Annotated in this window: 13 protein-coding genes and 5 pseudogenes; 12 read left to right on the top strand and 6 right to left on the bottom strand. The window is 68.4% G+C overall.

Annotation, left to right across the window (positions count from 1 at the left end; all coding sequences use genetic code 11):
- The 3 genes and pseudogenes from ABEA93_RS36060 to ABEA93_RS36050 all read left to right on the top strand — a co-directional run.
- A pseudogene (locus ABEA93_RS36060) lies at positions 1–350 on the top strand (hypothetical protein); the annotation flags it as partial.
- 176 nt (positions 351–526) lie between these two features.
- Positions 527–1,936, top strand: a complete 1,410-nt coding sequence (locus tag ABEA93_RS36055) for an NAD-dependent epimerase/dehydratase family protein (protein WP_345680161.1) — start codon at positions 527–529, stop codon at positions 1,934–1,936.
- A 586-nt stretch (positions 1,937–2,522) separates the two neighbouring features.
- Positions 2,523–2,714 (top strand): annotated as a pseudogene (locus tag ABEA93_RS36050) (integrase core domain-containing protein); the annotation flags it as partial.
- A gap of 152 nt (positions 2,715–2,866) precedes the next feature.
- On the opposite strand, the gene ABEA93_RS36045 reads toward ABEA93_RS36050, so the two are convergent.
- The 4 genes and pseudogenes from ABEA93_RS36045 to ABEA93_RS36030 form a co-directional block, all read right to left on the bottom strand.
- Positions 2,867–3,508 carry a LutC/YkgG family protein gene (locus ABEA93_RS36045; RefSeq protein ID WP_425585230.1) on the bottom strand — a complete coding sequence of 214 codons (642 nt, stop codon included), beginning with the start codon at positions 3,506–3,508 and terminating at the stop codon, positions 2,867–2,869.
- Positions 3,505–4,941, bottom strand: coding sequence for a lactate utilization protein B (locus ABEA93_RS36040; protein ID WP_345680160.1), 1,437 nt, complete (start codon positions 4,939–4,941; stop codon positions 3,505–3,507). Before ABEA93_RS36040 ends, ABEA93_RS36045 begins: the two co-directional genes overlap by 4 nt.
- A pseudogene (locus ABEA93_RS36035) lies at positions 4,938–5,411 on the bottom strand (heterodisulfide reductase-related iron-sulfur binding cluster); the annotation flags it as partial. The gene ABEA93_RS36040 and the pseudogene ABEA93_RS36035, both read right to left, overlap by 4 nt.
- Positions 5,412–5,416: 5 nt before the next feature.
- Positions 5,417–5,545, bottom strand: a pseudogene (locus ABEA93_RS36030) (L-rhamnose isomerase); the annotation flags it as partial.
- 175 nt (positions 5,546–5,720) lie between these two features.
- Here ABEA93_RS36030 and ABEA93_RS36025 point away from each other — a divergent pair.
- The 5 genes and pseudogenes from ABEA93_RS36025 to ABEA93_RS36010 all read left to right on the top strand — a co-directional run bounded on the left by ABEA93_RS36025 (position 5,721) and on the right by ABEA93_RS36010 (position 10,138).
- A complete protein-coding gene (locus ABEA93_RS36025) occupies positions 5,721–6,755 on the top strand; it encodes a LacI family DNA-binding transcriptional regulator (protein WP_345680159.1) in 1,035 nt (344 codons plus the stop codon).
- A gap of 63 nt (positions 6,756–6,818) precedes the next feature.
- Positions 6,819–8,574, top strand: a pseudogene (locus ABEA93_RS42230) (family 78 glycoside hydrolase catalytic domain).
- Complete coding sequence (locus ABEA93_RS36015) at positions 8,478–8,957, top strand: alpha-L-rhamnosidase-related protein (RefSeq protein WP_345680157.1); 480 nt, start codon at positions 8,478–8,480, stop codon at positions 8,955–8,957. The pseudogene ABEA93_RS42230 and the gene ABEA93_RS36015 overlap by 97 nt, the downstream one beginning before the upstream one ends.
- Before the next feature lie 19 nt (positions 8,958–8,976).
- Positions 8,977–9,171 carry an alpha-L-rhamnosidase C-terminal domain-containing protein gene (locus tag ABEA93_RS42225; protein ID WP_425585229.1) on the top strand — a complete coding sequence of 65 codons (195 nt, stop codon included), beginning with the start codon at positions 8,977–8,979 and terminating at the stop codon, positions 9,169–9,171.
- Between the two features lie 295 nt (positions 9,172–9,466).
- Positions 9,467–10,138, top strand: coding sequence for a TetR/AcrR family transcriptional regulator (locus ABEA93_RS36010; protein WP_345680156.1), 672 nt, complete (start codon positions 9,467–9,469; stop codon positions 10,136–10,138).
- Positions 10,139–10,204: 66 nt separating this feature from the next.
- On the opposite strand, the gene ABEA93_RS36005 is transcribed toward ABEA93_RS36010, so the two are convergent.
- The gene (locus ABEA93_RS36005) at positions 10,205–10,531 is read right to left on the bottom strand and encodes a hypothetical protein (protein WP_345680155.1); all 327 of its coding nucleotides are present in this window, start codon (positions 10,529–10,531) and stop codon (positions 10,205–10,207) included.
- A gap of 31 nt (positions 10,532–10,562) precedes the next feature.
- Positions 10,563–12,059, bottom strand: coding sequence for a class I adenylate-forming enzyme family protein (locus tag ABEA93_RS36000; RefSeq protein WP_345680154.1), 1,497 nt, complete (start codon positions 12,057–12,059; stop codon positions 10,563–10,565).
- 61 nt (positions 12,060–12,120) lie between these two features.
- Between ABEA93_RS36000 and ABEA93_RS35995 the strand changes: the two genes are divergently transcribed.
- The 4 genes from ABEA93_RS35995 to ABEA93_RS35980 all read left to right on the top strand — a co-directional run bounded on the left by ABEA93_RS35995 (position 12,121) and on the right by ABEA93_RS35980 (position 17,455).
- Positions 12,121–13,335 (top strand): amidohydrolase family protein, encoded by a 1,215-nt coding sequence (locus ABEA93_RS35995; RefSeq protein ID WP_345680153.1) that lies wholly within the window; start codon positions 12,121–12,123, stop codon positions 13,333–13,335.
- A gap of 41 nt (positions 13,336–13,376) precedes the next feature.
- Positions 13,377–15,716 carry a CaiB/BaiF CoA-transferase family protein gene (locus tag ABEA93_RS35990; RefSeq protein ID WP_345680152.1) on the top strand — a complete coding sequence of 780 codons (2,340 nt, stop codon included), beginning with the start codon at positions 13,377–13,379 and terminating at the stop codon, positions 15,714–15,716.
- 69 nt (positions 15,717–15,785) lie between these two features.
- Entirely contained in the window at positions 15,786–16,991 is a 1,206-nt protein-coding gene (locus ABEA93_RS35985; protein ID WP_345680151.1) for a thiolase family protein, read from the top strand.
- Positions 16,988–17,455 (top strand): Zn-ribbon domain-containing OB-fold protein, encoded by a 468-nt coding sequence (locus ABEA93_RS35980; protein WP_345680150.1) that lies wholly within the window; start codon positions 16,988–16,990, stop codon positions 17,453–17,455. Before ABEA93_RS35985 ends, ABEA93_RS35980 begins: the two co-directional genes overlap by 4 nt.
- Positions 17,456–17,460: the final 5 nt, after the last annotated feature.

The raw sequence follows: 17,460 nt of genomic DNA, 5'->3' as shown, positions 1-17,460 counted from the left end.
GCGGCGACGAGCTGCTCGACCAGCTCATCGCGGGCGGCTTCCTGCTCTGCGGCACCCCGGAAGAGGTCTGCGAGCAGGTCGCGCAGTACCAGGAAGTCGGCTGCGACCAGCTGGTGTTCGGCCTCAGCGCGAACCTGACGCACGACGAGTACCACGAGCAGATCGAGCTGTTCGGCGAGCACGTCATCCCCGAGTTCGACAAGAACCCGGAGCACTCGACGAGCGTCTACCGCCGCAACGCGGGCGGCCCGAAGTACCCGCCGTTCAACGGCCCGGTCGACGAGAACCTCAAGCACAGCGTGCTGCCGGCCAACGCCATCCTCGGCCTGGACGGCAAGCCGCAGGCCTGAATTCTGCGTTCTCCGTCGCGCGGCCCTGGCTCCGCGCTATCGAAGCCCCCGCCGCCGCAGCGCCATGCCGACGCTGCGGCGGCGGGTTCGATCACTCGGGCGACTGGGCTTAGGCGCCGACTTGACGTAGCATCTACCTGAAACGATTCAACACAAATATGAGGGTGGTAGGCAGGATGAGTACGCGGGTGTTCCTTACCGGTGCGACCGGCAACTGGGGTCGGTGCATCCTGCGCGAGTTCGCGGACCGTGCCGACCGGTTCCGGGTGGTCGCCCTCGTTCTCCCCCGCGAGCGCGACCACCCGGTCCTCGCCGAGTTCGCCGGCATGGCCAACCTGGAAGTGGTCTACGGCGACCTCACCGACTACCCCACCGTGGAGTCCTGCGTCTCGCGCGCCGACTACGTCCTGCACGTCGCCGCCGTCGTCTCGCCGTTCGCGGACGACCATCCCGACCTTGCGCGTGAGGTCAATATCGGCAGCGCCCGCAACATCATCGACGCGGTACGAGCCCAGCCGGACCCGGCATCCATCGGCGTGGTGATGGTGGGCTCCGTCGCCGAGACGGGAGACCGCAATCCGCCGCACCACTGGGGGCGGGTGGGCGACCCGCTGCGGGTGTCTCGCTTCGACGAGTACGGGCAGACCAAGATCGTCGCCGAGCGCCTCCTGGTCGACTCCGGCCTCCCGCGCTGGGCATGGCTGCGGCAGACGGGGATCTTCCACCCCGGCATGCTGGAGATCCGCGACCCGATCATGACGCACTCCCCGTTCGCGGGTGTCATGGAGTGGGCATCGGCCGAGGACTCCGCTCGGCTCATGGCCAACATCTGCGAGGGCGAAACTCCGGAGGAGTTCTGGGGCGGCGTCTACAACATCGGCGGCGGAGAAGACTGGCGGTTGACCAACTGGCAGCTCCAGACGAGCATCGCGGGCGCTCTCGGGGTGTCGGACGTCCGCCGTTGGTACAACCGGAACTGGTTCGCCACCCGCAACTTCCACGGCCAGTGGTACACCGACTCCGACCGCCTCGAACAGCTCGTCCCTTTCCGCGCCGACACCTTCGAGACGGCGCTCCGTCGGGCGGTAGACGCCAACCCCGGCCTCAAGCGCGCGGGCAAGGTCCCCGGCTGGCTGGTCAAGCACGCGGTGATGAAGCCACTCACCCGCAAGCCGCGCGGCACGATGGCGTTCATCCGCGACAACGACGAAGAGAAGATCGCCGCCTACTTCGGCTCCCGAGCAGAGTGGGAAGCGATCGGCGACTGGTCCACCTTCGCCGCCCCCGAACCCGACCGCACCCCCGCATTCCTCGACCACGGCTACGACGAAGGCAAGGACCCCGAGGGCTGGACCCCCGCCGACCTGCGAGGCGCGGCGGATTTCCGTGGCGGGCACCTGCTCGCCGACGCGTTCGAATCCGGCGACATCTCCACGCCGCTGCCCTGGCAATGCGCCGACGGGCATACCTTCCAAGGCAGTCCGAAGCTGATCCTCACAGCCGGACACTGGTGCCCGGACTGCGTCCGCGATACCGCCGGATACACCCGCCAGGCCCGCAGCAACGCGTTCCTCGCACAGCTCTAGACCTCGGCATATCCCCCCGGGCGTACCTCGACCAATCCTCGTCGCTGCTCTCGCGATCCGCGTACGACCCCGTCAACGCCCACTGCCCCCCAGGCCCCACGCCCCCTACATCACATCAAACGATGGTCATGCCTCTCAGCCTCGGTCTGGGCCTGCGTGTGGCGGCGGCGCACGTCGCCGCGCGGTCCGGCGCGGCTACGGCTCACAGGCACAGCCGGACTGCGAGTTCACCGGCGCAGGCGTCCATGAGGCACCCGTCCGCAGTCAATGCCAGCGCAAAAGGCGGCGAAGGGAACACGAGGGGTAAGCCGACGTGCCCGCCCGTGGATAGATCCCACAAATGAAGGGTCGGCACGCCGCATGACAATGGACGCAGCGATATTTTGTTACGCCGATCCGGCCAGCGGTACTGCCCATTGAGGTTGGTGACAGATCCCACGGTCGAGGGCCTGTCGGGTTCGGTGTGGATTGCAACGTCTACACGGAACGATCAGACGGCCCTCATGCCGACCGTAATGCAGCCTTGTCCGAGACCGGCTGGCTGCGCCTGGCGAAGTGCGTCGTCGAGGACGTATGGCCGCTTCGCCGGACCAACGGCAAGGTCGAACGCTTCAACCGCACCCTGCTCGACGAATGGGCCTACGCGACGACCTACCGCAGCGAGGCCGAACGCCAAGCAGCGTTCAGCCCCTGGCTGCACGCCTACGATCACCACCGCGGACGCGCCCGCACACGCGGCAAACCACCCGCCACCAACCTCACAGGGCAGTACAGCTAGCCGACGACGTCGGCCGTGGATCCGGCTGGCGTCCTGCCGCCTCTCCGAGTTTCCCGCGGCCAGCGACACAACCGGCGCCCGCACTTGCGTCGCCTGAATGGGCAGGACAAACGGGGCGCCGGCGGAGTGATGCTGATTCCGATCGCTGCGCGTCAGTCTTCGGCGACGAGCACGACGTCGAGGGTCCGGGGGCCGTGCACGCCTTCGACGCGGTCGAGTTCGATGTCGCTGGTGGCGGACGGTCCGGAGATCCAGGTCTGCGGCCGTCGCGGGTCGAGGCGCCGCAGCACCTGGGGGACGGACGCCACGATCTGGTCGGCGGTGCGCACGACGCAGATGTGGTGGTCGGGTACGAGGGTGAGTATGCGTCGGCCTTGGCCGGGTCCGGCGTCCAGGACGAGGGTGCCGGTTTCCGCGACGGCGACCGCGCACCCGGTAATGACGCTGTCGATGCGGTCGAGTTCGGCCGCGGTGAAGGACCCGTCGTCGCGGACGAGACGGAGGTCCCGATTCCGCGGAATCCACGCACCGGGAAGGTCCGCGGGCACGGCAACGGTCCGCGTGCCGCGGGCCGCGAGCAGGCGGCCGCACAAGCCGGCAACGTCCGACTCGGGACTGCGGTGCACATGTGCCCGGTAGTCGGTCAGGTTCTCGGCCAGCAGGGCCACCAGATCGCCCTCGACGTGGCTCTCCCGGTACGCCCGGGCGATCGCCTCGTCGGGCACCGGCAACGCCGCAGGTCCGCCGAGCGCCGCGCGGATGCGCGCGAGGACGACGCTGCGTGAGTCCGTCACTTCTTCTCTCCTGACGTTTCCCGCCGCTGCCACCACGACCGGAAGGATTCCGCGGGGACCTCGGGGAGGTCCCTGGTGGCACTCCAGGCCTTCCCCCAGCCCGGCAACGGGAGCCTTCGCGGGTGCAGCGCTCGGGTCCGCGCGGCCGCGCGTTGCAGGGCGGTGTAGCGCTTCGGGTCGCGCATGAGCCACCCGGCGGCGGCCAACACGCCGCGTTCGATGACGTGTCCGGGTTGCGCGGTGACCTTCTCCCGCAGGTGGACGAGCACTTCGGGGATGTCGATGGCGACGGGGCAGACCTCGTAGCAGGCGCCGCACAGCGACGACGCGTACGGCAGCGACGCGTCGATCTCGCTGGTCGTGCCGCGCAGTTGCGGGGTGAGGATCGCGCCGATCGGGCCGGGGTAGACCGAGCCGTAGGCGTGGCCGCCGGCCCGCTCGTAGACCGGGCACACGTTGAGGCAGGCCGAGCAGCGGATGCAGCGCAGGGTCTGGCGTCCGACCTCGTCGGCGAGGACGCCGGTGCGGCCGTTGTCGAGCAGCACCAGGTGGAATTCGCGCGGCCCGTCGCCGTCGGTGGTGCCGGTCCAGGTCGACGTGTAGGGGTTCATCCGCTCGGCGGTCGACGACCGGGGCAGGAGTTGCAGGAACACCTCGAGGTCGCGCCAGGTGGGGACGACCTTCTCGATGCCGACGACGGAGATCAGCGTCTCCGGGAGGGTCAGGCACATGCGGCCGTTGCCTTCGGACTCGACCACGACCAGCGTCCCGGTCTCGGCGACCAGGAAGTTCGCGCCGGACACGGCGACCTTCGCGCGCAGGAACTTCTCGCGCAGGTGCAGCCGGGCCGCTTCGGCGAGTTCGCGGGGTTCGTCGGTCATGCCGTCCGGTGCCGGGACGCCCCACTCCCCCATCGTCGCGGCGAAGATGTCGCGGATCTCGCCGCGGTTGCGGTGGATCGCCGGGACGAGGATGTGCGAGGGGCGGTCGTCGCCGAGCTGCACGATCAGTTCGGCGAGGTCCGTCTCGTAGGCGGTGATCCCGGCCTCGGCCAGGGCTTCGTTGAGCCCGATCTCCTGTGTTGCCATCGACTTGACCTTGACGACCTCGGTCTCGCCGGTCGCGTGCACGAGTTCGGTGACGATGCGGTTCGCTTCCGCGGCGTCGGCGGCCCAGTGCACGTGGCCGCCCGCCGCCTGCACGGCGGCTTCGGCCTGTTCGAGGTAGCGGTCCAGGTGCCGGAGGGTGTGGTCCTTGATGGCCGCACCGGCGGCCCGCAGTTCGGCCCAGTCGTCGAGTTCGGCGACGGCCGCGGCCCGGCGGCTGCGGATGGTGTGGGTGGCGTGCCGCAGGTTGCGGCGCAGCGTCGGGTTGCGGGTGGCGTCGCGGGCCGCCGCGGGGAACGCCGGCATGCCGAGCGGGACGGCGCTCATCGGGCTGCCTCCGCCTCGGTCGCGGCCAGGATCTCGGCGATGTGCAGCGTGCGCAGGGGCGATCCGCGGCGGCCGGCCATGCCGCCGAGGTGCATGAGGCAGGAGTTGTCGGCGGCGCACAGCACTTCGGCTTCGGTGGACTCGGCGTTGCGGATCTTGTCGGCGCCCATGGCGGCCGAGACGTCGGGGTTCTTGACCGCGAACGTGCCGCCGAAGCCGCAGCATTCGTCGGCGCCGGGCAGTTCGACGAGGTCGATCCCGCGGACCTGGGCGAGGAGCGTGGTCGGCCGGTCGCCGAGGCGGAGCAGCCGCAGCGAGTGGCAGGTGGGGTGGTAGGCGACGCGGTGCGGGAAGTACGCCCCGACGTCGGTGACGCCCAGGACGTCGACCAGGAACTCGGTCAGTTCGTAGACGCGGGGAACCACCGCGCCGACCGCCTCGGCCAACTGCGGGTCGCCGGAGCGTTCCGCGGCCTGAACGGGTCGCGCGGGACGCCCTGCTGCGCGAACACCTTGAAGCGCGTCCCGGAGTTCCCGTAGGCCCACGAGGGCGTCTCTATCTGCTGAGCCTCCAGCGCGGCCCGCACCGCGTCCTTGCCGGCCATCGTGACTCCCCGCTGTATGAAACGTTTCAAGCTGACAAACTCAAGCTATCTTTGACGTTGCCCCCTGTCAACGAACTGCGCGGTGTGACCTCCACCGCGGTCATCCACCACGTTTCAATCCCGGCACTTAACATGGGCCTGCGGACCGCAGGAACGACGACGGAGGCCGAAGCGCATGACCGGCAGGGTGGGGATCAAGGACGTTGCCCGACAGGCGGGCGTGTCGGTCGGGACCGTCTCGAACGTCATCAACAACCCCGCCCTGGTCACGGAGGAGACCCTCATCCGGGTCCGCGCGGCGATCGAGCAGCTGGGCTACGTGCGCAGCGAGTCCGCCCGGCAGCTCCGCGCCGGGCAGAGCCGTATCGTCGCCATGCTGGTCCTGGACCTCGCGAACCCGTTCTTCGCCGAGGCCGCCAAAGGCGCCGAACGCGCCCTACGGGAAGCGGACCTCGGCGTCATGGTCTGCAACAGCGCCGGAAGCGCCTCCGAGGAATCGGAGTATCTGGCGCTCTTCGCCGAGCACCGGGTGCGCGGCGTCCTCGTCACTCCCGCCGACGCCGGCAGCCGCACCGTCGAGACGCTCCGCAGCCAGGGCCTCCCCTTCGTCCTCGTCGACCGCGCCCTCCCAGCCGGCGAGGGGTGCTCCGTCTCCGTCGACGACGTGCTTGGCGGAACCCTCGCCGTACGCCACCTCGTCGACCGTGGACACCGACACATCGCCTTCGTCGGCGGCCCCGGCGACCTCCCCCAGGTCCGCGACCGGTTCACCGGCGCACGCGACGCGGCCCGAGAAGCGGGGCTGCCGGACGACGCCCTGGTGACCGTCGAGGCGGAACGTCTGGACGTGTCCGCCGGATGCGACGCCGGAGCCCGGCTGCTCGGCATGTCGCCGCGCCCGAGCGCCGCATTCTGCGCCAACGACCTCCTCGCCCTCGGCGTGCTGCAAGCGCTGTTCGCCGCAGGTGTGCGCGCCCCCGAGGACATCGCCCTGGTCGGCTACGACGACATCGAATTCGCCGCCGCAGCCGCCGTACCCCTCACCTCCGTGCGCCAACCCGCAGCCCGCATCGGGCGCACCGCCGCCGAACTCCTCCTCGCCGAATCCCACGGAGACCCCGCGACACACACGCACCAGCGGATCGTGCTCCAACCGGAACTCGTGGTCCGCACCTCCAGCCGCACCCCGGCGCGCCCGCACGCGCTGTAGGCAGTGGCCGATTTTTGCGGGGAGCGTACATAGAATCATCTATGAAACGTTTCATTTCCTTGGATGATCCCCCGCCCATCCTCGTGCCCCGGTCTTCGGACGGGGCCGCCCAGGGTGCACGCTTTCCTGCAGGACCTCCGGAGGGCCTTCGTGAACCAATCCGCCCACGACCATGCGACGGCACCCGACGAAGCACCGTTCCCCGCGGCGGCGGCATGGGAGGCCGACTGGATCGAACCGGCCGAGGAAAGCCTTCCCGCGCCCGGATCCCGCCCCGCATACCTGCTGCGCCGCGAGTTCGTCCTCGACGGCGCGCCCGTCCGCGCACGGGTGCATGCGACGGCGCACGGAATCTACGAGCTGTTCGTCAACGGCGTCCGGGTGGGCGACGACGAACTGACCCCGGAATTCACCGCGCTCGCAGCCGCCTCCACGTCCAGACCCACGACGTCGCCGACCTCCTGAAGCCGGGTGCGAACGCCATCGGCGCCGTGTTGTCGGACGGTTGGTTCCGGGGGCGCTTCGGGTTCCACAGGGTGGCCGACGGCTACGGCGACCGCACCGGGCTGCTGGTGGAGCTGCACGCGGACCTCGCGGACGGCACCGCCGTCATCGTGGGCACGGATGCCGAATGGCGGAGCAGCGTCGGGGAGATCACCGCGGCCGACCTGATGGACGGCCAGCACGTCGACTTCAGACGGGCCATGCCCGGATGGTCCGAGCCCGGCCTCGACGACACCGCCTGGTCGAAGACCACCGTTCGGCGGGCTGGTCTGTATGCCGACTTCGACCGCCTCGCGACCAGTCCCGCACCGCCGGTCCGCCGCATCGAGATGCTCCGTCCGGTGACGATCGCCGCTTCGCGCACCGGAGTGCAGGTGGTCGACTTCGGCCAGAACATCAACGGCTGGGTGCGGCTGTCGGAACTCGGTCCGCGCGGCACCGCAGTCACCCTCACGCACGGCGAGGCGCTGGGGCCGGACGGCGATGTGACCATGGACCACTTGGTCGCGGCGGACCCGGAGGGCACGTTCGGGCCCGGCCAACGGGACAAGGTCGTTTCGGCCGGGCGGCCCGACGACGTCTTCGAACCCCGGCACACGACCCACGGCTTCCGTTACGTGCGCGTCGAAGGATTGCCGGCCCCGCTCTCCCCCGAGGACATCAGCGCGGTGGTCGTGCACACGGTCTTGCGGCGCACCTGCTGGTTCCGGACCAGCGACGAGCGCGTCATCCGGCTGCACGAGGCGGCCGTGTGGAGCTTCCGCGGCAATGCGTGCGACGTTCCCACCGACTGCCCCCAACGCGAGCGGGCGGGATTCACCGGCGACTGGCAGATCTTCGCCCCGCCGCGACTTTCCTCTACGACGTGGCGGGGTTCTCGGCCAAGTGGCTTCGCGACCTGGCCGCCGACCAATGGCCTGACGGCCGTATCCCCAACTGGGCGCCGGAGCCCGGTCACGGCCGGCGGCCCGAGGACACGTATGCCTTCATCAACGGCTCGGCGGGTTGGGGCGGCGCCGCCGTCATCGTCCCCTGGCAGATGTACCTGGCTTACGGGGACACCCGCGTGCTGGCCGATCAATTCGACTGCATGGTGCGCTGGGTCGATTACGGCGCTCGGATCGCGCGTGAGCAACGGTTCCACGAACGCGCTTCCGCGCGCCCGGTCGCGGCGCCACATGAGGCCTACATCTGGGACAGCGGCTTCCACTGGGGCGAGTGGTCGGAGCCCCGGCGGGCGACGACACGCCGTTCTACCTTCAGGACCACGGCCCGGTCGCGACCGCGTACCTCTACTGGTCCGCCCATCTGCTGAGCCGTGCGGCAGACGTGTTGGGCAAGACCGACGACGCCGCAAAGTACACCGAGTTCGCCGCCCGGGTGCTGGCTGCCTGGCGGGCGGAGTTCATCCGCCCGGACGGCACGCTCACGGTCGATACCCAAGCGAACCACGTACGCGCTCTCACGTTCGGATTGGTGCCGGACGAACTCCGCCCCCGCATCGCCGAACGGCTCGTGGCGCTCGTTCGGGCCGCCGGCAACCACCTTGGCACCGGCTTCCTCAGCACCCCATACCTGTTGCCCGTGCTTGCCGACACAGGCCACCTGGATGTCGCCTACGAACTCCTCTTCCAGGACAGCCACCCGTCGTGGCTGGCCATGATCGACCGCGGGGCCACCACGATCTGGGAGGACTAGGGCGAAATCGACGACGACGGTGTCCTACACGCATCCCTCAATCACTACAGCAAGGGAGCCGTCGTATCGTTCCGCACCGCTTCACCGCCGGCATCCGGATGCGCGAGGACTCCCCCGGGTACCGCCACTTCGACATCGCCCCCGCCCGGGCTGCGGACTCACCTGGGCCGAGGCGGAATTCGACTCCGTGCACGGCCGTATTTCCACGCGATGACGCCTCGCGGACGGCCGCTTTCACCTGAGCGCCACCGTGCCGTCGGGTACCAAGGCGACGGCAACGCTCCCCGACGGACACACGTTCGACGTCGGACCTGGTGATCATCACGCAACGGCGTCATGCCCTGACACGACGGTCCGGACTCTCAATCGCCCGGGGGAAGCAACCGACACGGTCCTCGTATTGGCAAGTATGCGGAACCTTGAGATCATGCATCCATGCATGTATCACTGTTCAGGTGACGACCGCTGGGGCAGACGAACCCCGTCATCCAGACCACGGAGGCACCCAGATGAGCACCACGGCCGCGTCCGCCTCGCGCGGGCGCGGCCGTCCGCCGCGCCTGTCACGTGAACAGATCCTCGACGCGGCCGTTTCCCTGATCCACGCGGCCCCCTCGGAGAATCTGACCATTCGCCGTATAGCCACGGCGGTGGGATCGACGCCGATGTCCCTCTACCGCTATTTCTCCAGCCACGAGGAACTGCTGCATGCCGTGGCGGAACGGGTCGCCGCACCCGCGCTGTATCAGCGGCCGGCAGGCGCGTTGTGGCACGAGGAGCTGCGCCGCTGGCTGCTTGTCAACGTCGAACACGCCCAGGCATACCCTCAGCTGATGCCCTACCTCGCCTCCACCAGGCGTGCCGCCTGGCTCCCCTCATTCGTCCTGCTCAGCGAAATCCTCCGCCCCTTGGACTTGGCCGACGAAGACCTGGCAGCCGCCATCGCACTGGTGGGTACCACCATCGTCGGATTGGCAACGCTGACGACCCACGAGCCTGTTACGCCTGTCGAACTCCGACAGCTCCATGCCGCCGCGGCCGAGGATTTTCCCGACGATCAGACGCGCATCCATCCCGCCCTCGACCGGATACTGGGTGCCCACGACAACCTCGTCCAGACAGTTGTCGACCACACCATCCGCGCTGTCGCATCGTTGGCACCTCGCCCTTCGAACCGGTAGCACGCCGGCATTCAGGCCGACCGGGCATCCAGCAGGACGGCGGCCGCAGCCGACCGCGCCCGCGGCTCAGTCGCTGGACGGAAGCGCCTTTGCCGCCTTGATCTCCAGCGGCGTGCGCCCGTCCGCCAGACTGCCCACGCCGGGTTTGGTGACGAGAACCTCGAAATCGTCTTCGCCCGCGATGGCGTACCTCTTGCCGAGTTGCGTCCCGGTGTCGAGCCCGGCTTCCGGCGTGGCGGTCCCGCCGGGCTGTGCCGCGTCAAGCGCGAGCATCGGCGCGCCGCCGCAGGTGAGTTCGACAGCGCCCTTCGGCGGGCGCACAACGATGACTTCGGTGGAGCACACCTGGCTGCGCAGTCGGGCGCCAGTGGTGAGACGTGCCGGTTCGGTCACAGAAATCTCCTTGAACCTGTCGGGGTGTCCGTCACGATGCCGTCGGCCGAGCGGCAAGCTCGGCCACGAGCTGTCGCCGAAGCAGCTTGCCGGTCGGGGTGTAGGGCAGGGTTGGACGGAAGACGAACTCGTCTGGCGTGCGCGACGAACGCAGGCGTTCCCGACTCCAGGCCCGAAGGCCTTCGGCATCCGGGATATCGCCATCCGAGGAGACGACCACCGCGACAGTGCGCTGCCCCCACTCCTCGTCCGGGATACCGACGACCGCAACCTCTGCTATGCCCGGGTGACGGTCGAGGACGGCCTCGATTTCGGCAGGGGCAATATTCTCGCCACCGCGCACAATGGTGTCGTCTCCACGCCCGTCGATGAACAAGTAGCCGGCCGCATCGACCCACGCGACGTCACGGGTGGGGAACCATCCATCCTTGTCCAGCACGCTGCCGATACCTGCGTACTCACCCGAGACCTGCGGGCCGCGCACCCAAAGTTCACCGGACTCCTCCGGGCCCACCTCTCGCCCGTGTTCGCCGCGGATCGACACCTCGACCCCCGGCAGGGGGCGGCCGACGCTCGTCAGACGCCGCCGCACCCCCGGGTCGTCGGACGCAAAGGCGGCGCGGTGATCCTCTGGCCCCAGCACCGCGATGGTCGATGAAGTCTCGGTCAGCCCATAGGCATTGACGAAGTCCGTAGTCGGAAAGGCCGCAAGTGCGGCTTGCAACACGGACGCGGACAGCTTGGCGCCGCCGTAGGCGAGCGACCGCAGCCCGGGCACATCGGCCGGAGCACCGTCCAAATGGCGCACCACGCGCGCCAACATCGTCGGGACGACGAGCGCGTGAGTGACGCCTTCGCGGTGCACGGTTTCCAACCAGCCCCGGGGCGTGAAGTCGGCGAGATAGGCAACGCGGCGCCCGGCATACACGTTGCTGAGTACCGAGGCGATCCCCGCGATGTGATAAGGCGGGACCGCCACCAACGCGCAATCGTCGTCCCCTGCGGCGAGGAACTCGGCGCTACCCAGCACATACGCCATCAGATGATCATGGCGCAGAAGGACGCCCTTGGGCCGGGCAGTGGTTCCGCTCGTGAAGAGCATCACCGCCACGTCGGAGGGATTGCCGGGTGGCCCCGCAGGCTCGGCCTCCGCTGCGTGAGCGAACCACTCCGCAGTGGTCAGGACTGGGACGCCCACAGGCACCCGATGCCGCTGCTCCGAATCGGCGAGCACCACAGGGCGGTCGAGCCGGCCGATCAGTTCGGCGAGATCCACATCCGGCAGACGGTAGTTCAGCGGGGTCATGGGCAGGCTGGCCGCGGCAGCCGCATAAACCGCCACAGGGAAGACTTCGCTCTGGACCCCCAGGTACACCACGTGTCGGGCACCGGTTGCAGTGAGCAGCGCGGCCCCGCCTGCTGCCCGACGCGCCATGTCGGCGAAGCACCGGCCTCTCGTCGTCGAGCCGGTGGCGACACGATCCGGCACCACCCCCGATGTCATGTCCAGTAGTGCCTCGATGCCCATGCCCACCTCCGAGTCGTGTCGTGCCCTTGCGCACCCCACAACTTATAGCTATTAAGTTATCGTGAATACAACTCAACCAGATGCCAATCCGCGTCAGGAAGCCGGGCTCGGCCTCCCCCATGGGATTCGCGTCATCGATGCAGACACGCACATCACCGAGCCCCACGATCTGTGGACCAAACGCGCACCAAAGACCTACCGCGAGGCCGTCCCCCGCGTGGCGGACGTCGACGGCGTGCCGCATTGGGTCGTGGACGGTGCCGTCTTGGGGCGGGCCAGCGCGTCGGGCGTGGTGGCCCGCGACGGAGTGCGCAGTCGTGGCACCGACTTCATCACTTGGACGTTCGACGATGTGACCCCCGCCGCGTACGACGTGTCGGCCCGACTCGCCGTGATGGACGAGATCGGCGTGTGGGCGCATATCGTCTATCCCAACACCGCGGGCTTCGGCGGCCAGCGTTTCGGGGACATCGTCGATCCGAAGCTGAAGCTGCTGTGTGCCACGCTCTACAACGACGCCATGGCCGAACTCCAGGAAGAGTCAGGCCAACGCCTGTTCCCCATGGGCCTGATTCCTTGGTGGGACATCGACGCCTCCGTGGCGGAAGTCCGTCGCATGCACGCGCTGGGCTTGCGGGGCGTCAACACGACCAGTGATCCGCAGCAAGCCGGCGTCCCCGACTTCTCCTCCCGGGACTGGGATCCGCTGTGGGAGGTGTGCGCGGACCTCGGCATGCCGGTGAACTTCCACATCGGAGCAGCGCACAATAGCCTGAGCTGGTTCGGTTCGTCCCCGTGGCCTGGCCTCGGTCCCGACGAGAAGCTCGCCGTGGGCTCGGCGATGATGTACCTGACCAATGCGCGGGTGATCGCCAACTTCATCTACTCGGGTGTGTTGGAGCGTCACCCGGGGCTGAACATCGTTTCGGTGGAAAGCGGCATCGGGTGGATCCCGTTCTTCCTCGAGGCGCTCGAACACCAGCTGGGCGAGACCGCACCCGGCAGCACGGACCACCTGTCGTCGACCCCGATCGAGTACTTCCGCCGGCAGATCCACGCCTGCTTCTGGTTCGAGAACCAGGACATCGCGCGGACCATCGAACGGGTCGGCCCCGGCAACGTACTCTTCGAGACGGACTTCCCGCACCCGACCTGCCTGTACCCGGACAGCCTCGGCATCGCCGCACGTGCGACGCGCCAGCTCGCGCCGAATGTGGTCCAGGCGGTCATGCAGGACAACGCCGTCCGGCTCTACAACCTGCCTCTCCCCCGGTAGGCCCGGCGATGAATACACGAGCGTCCCAGGGCGGTGGCCCATTGGCCGACTACCGCGTCATCGAGGTGACCCGTGGCCTTGCGGGAGCCTACGCAGGCAAGCTCCTGGTCGACGCCGGGGCAACAGTCGCCAGGGCCACTCTCCCGGACCACGGCGACCCCGTGTTCCGCAGCACCGGGATAGGTGTCCACACCGACGAGGAAGATTCCGCACTATTCCGCTACCTGCACGCGGGGAAGCAGCGTCTGAGACCCGCAACGGGCAATGTGCCCATCCCCGCGGCTTGGACGCGGGGCGCCGACATCGTGATCGAGGACCTCGGCCCCAGTGAGGTTTGTACCGCGCAGTTGCGGGAGAGCCACCCGAAGTTGGTCGTGGTTTCGATATCGCCGTTCGGACACACGGGTCCTTGGGCGAAACGCCCGGCGAACGAATTCATCCTTCAGGCGTTGAGCGGGTCGACCGGGGGGCGCGGGGTACCGGAAGGCATCCCCATGCAGTGCGGTGCCCAGCTCGGCGCTTGGGCGGCGGGCGGCTACGCAGCGGTAGCGGCCATGTCGGTGGCCAGGCGGGTGCGACGTGGTGGCGCCGGCGACCACGTGGACGTCTCGATGTTGGAAGCGATGCTGCTGACACAGAATCCGTTCGGCTACGTAGCAGCGCAACTGACCATCGAGCCCGAGGAGTCCCCGGCCCGTTTGGTCGAGACCCCGTCGGTCGAGCCGACCAAGAACGGTTTCGTAGGCTTCTGCACGGTGACGGCGCAGCAGTTCCAGGACTTCCTCGTGATGATCGAACGGCCTGATCTTCTCGACGACGCCGAACTGGCATCCGCCTCCGGGCGTCGACGGCGCCGGAAGGAGTTCTCGACCGCGGTACACACCTGGACTACCGCCCACACCACCGAAGAAATCTTGGAACTGGCGGATGCGCTGCGCATTCCGGCGGTTCCTTTGACCACCGCGGACCGGTTGGTGAACCTGCCCCACTTTCGTGAGCGAGGGGTGTTCGTCCCGAACCCGCACGGATTCCTGCAGCCCCGGGTGCCGTACAAGCTGGGTGATACGCCCTCACCGCCAGTCAGACGCACCCCCGCTCCGGAGGAAGCCGGCTCGACACCGGCGTGGCCGGAACGCAACGACGCTTCGGTGAGATCCGCCCGTTCAGGCCCGGATCGTGGGCTCCCGCTACAAGGCTTGCGAGTCGTCGACCTCACCGCATTCTGGGCGGGGCCCTCCGCGACGCATCTGCTCGCGCTGCTCGGTGCGGAAGTCGTCAAGGTCGAGTCGACTCGCCGTCCGGACCCGATGCGCTTCACCACAGCGCGGCGCGACGTCGCGCGGTGGTGGGAATACGGGCCGGTCTTCTATGGTGCCAACGCCGGCAAGCAGGGCATCACCCTCGACTTGACACATGATCAAGGCCGTCGGCTGCTGAGCGAATTGGTGAAGCGCTCCGACATCGTCATCGAGAACTTCACACCGCGCGTCCTGGACCACCTCGGCATCGGTGCCGACCGACTGCGGACATGGAACCCCCACGCCGTGATCGTGCGCATGCCGGCGTTCGGTCTCGACGGACCGTGGCGCGACCGCCCCGGGTTCGCCCAGACCATGGAACAGGTCGGAGGGCTGGCCTCGGTCACGGGCGATCCCGACCTCCCGCCCATGCTGCCTCGGGCAAGCGATCCCATAGCGGGCATACACGCGGTGATCGCCACGCTCTGCGCCCTGGAGCAACGTGATCGCACCGACGATGGATGTCTGGTGGAGGTACCGATGATCGAAACGGTCCTCAACGTCGGCGCCCAGGCAATCGTGGAGTACTCCGCATACGGCATCGCCGCGGAACGGAGGGCCAACCGAAGCCCACACGCGGCACCCCAGGGTGTTTACGCGTGCCAGGGCGATGAGAACTGGATCGCTCTGTCGGTCGAGAACGACGACCAGTGGCGGGCGCTCCACGCTCTGATCGGCGGTCCGGAGCTGCCTTCCGCGGAAGACCGCCACCGCGGGCACGACGATTTGGACGCCCGGCTTGGCGGCTGGTTCGCTCGGCAAGCATTGGCCGCGGCCGTCGAGTGCCTGCTGGCCGCTGGGATTCCGGCAGCGGCCGTCCATTCGCCCGCCACTGCGGCATCGCATCCGCATCTCGCCGCACGCGGCTTCCTTGAGCACATCGAGCACCCGCTGGCGGGGCATCTCGACCTGCCCGGCGCACCGTTCCGATTCGCCGCCCGTCGGACCGCCCCCTGGCTCTCCGGTCCGCCACCCACGCTGGGCCAAGACAACAACGCCGTGCTCGGCGGTCTCCTGGGCCTCTCGCCGCAGGAACTCGAAGAGCTGCGGGCCTTGGGCATCGTAGGCAACGACCTCTCGTAATCGCGGCGATCCCTGTCCAAGCACGTCGGTGCCCGACGCCGGGCATCGGTATCAGGAAGGACATCTCTTGTGATCAGCACCCCTGACTGGGGCCGGACCGAGCCATTCGAGGACATCGCGGGCGCAGTCGCGATCATCGGTGTCGGCGAGGCCGAACACAGCAAGGCATCCGGTCGGACCACGACAGCGATTGCCGCCGAAGCCGTGTCACGTGCGATTACGGACGCGGGACTAACCCCGGCGGACATCGACGGGATCATGTGGCACCCCGCGTTCTCCGAGCAGTTCGACGACATCGCCTTCCGTTGCCACTTTGGCACCGAACATGCCATGTGGACCTCGACCGAAGGCGGAGGCATGGTCTGGGCCGGCACCGCACCCGTGGCGGCATATCGGGCACTGGCATCAGGCAGAGCCCGCTACATCATCAACGCCTTTGCCGTCGCATGGGCGACCCAGCGCTCCGCCATGGTCGGCGGTCCGGGGCAGAGCCACGCCCAGCAATTGGCCAAGCGCCAGTACGAAGTGCCCTTCGGCTGGTTCCCCCAGCCGACGTACTTCGCCACGATCGCGCGCCGCCACATGTACGAGTTCGGAACTACAGTCGACCAACTCGGCGCGATCGCCGTGCATACCAGGCGCCACGCCAACCTCACGCGCGGCGCAATCATGCACGACCGTCCCCTGACCCTCGACGCGTACCGTGCCTCGCCGCTGGTAGTCGATCCCTTCCGCAAGGAAGACTGCTCGCTGATCTCCGATGGCGGCGCGGCGTACATCATGACCACACCCGAGCGCGCCCGCGACCTGCCACAGCCGGTGATCGAGGTCGCCGGAGCGGGCCTCGGCACCAGCGAAACCGGCGGGCATTGGGCGCAGCAATCCGAGATCACCTCGACGCCACAGGTCTTCGCAGCCCCCGCTGCCTACGCGATGGCGGGCATCAAGGCCACCGACGTCGATGTGCTCGCGTGCTACGACCCCTTCACGATCGTCTCGTTGATGCAGTTGGAAGACCTTGGGTTCTGCGCGAAGGGCGATGGGGGGCCCTTCGCCGAAAGCGGTGCCCTCGCGTTCGACAGCGGAGGCGTCCCCTACAACACTCACGGAGGCCTGTTGTCGCACTCTTACGTCCTTGGCATCGCACACGTCGTCGAGTTGTGCCGGCAGTTGCGCGGCGAGGCAAACGCGCAAGTGCCCGGTGCGCAGATCGCGGCGTATGGCGGCTACACCGGTCCCCAAGCCAGCACCTTGATCCTGCGGAGGTCCCGGTGACCGAGACCGCCTTCCGACCGGATTTCCCCCTACCCGACCTCACGGAACCACTGACCTCGCCGTTCTGGCTCGCAGCGGCACGCGACACCCTTGCCCTGCCCTACTGCCGGACCTGCGCACGCTTCCGCTGGTATCCCAAGGCGACCTGTCCCGGATGCGGCACGGACGACCTTCCGTGGATGGAAGTACCGGGAACCGGAACCCTGTTCTCGTGGACAGTCGTTCGTCACGCGTTCCTTCCCGCCTTCTCCGGGCAGGTGCCCTTTGTCGCCGCGCTCGTCACCCTGGACGCCGCGCCAGGGGTCCGTCTGCCCACCCGGATCGTCGATGCGAAGCCTGAGGAACTCACGATGGATGCACCGGTCGAGGTCTGTTTCGCCCCCCTCTCCTACCCGGGCGTGCCCGGCGAGGTACGTGCCCCGTTCTTCCGCCTTCGCGCAATGTCCGATGGGAACCCGACATGACAGTA

This window comes from Yinghuangia aomiensis, from assembly GCF_039542225.1.
Taxonomy (GTDB): Bacteria; Actinomycetota; Actinomycetes; order Streptomycetales; family Streptomycetaceae; genus Yinghuangia; species Yinghuangia aomiensis.
Note: the sequence above shows the minus strand (reverse complement) of the source record. Positions and strands in the feature narration are given on the sequence as shown.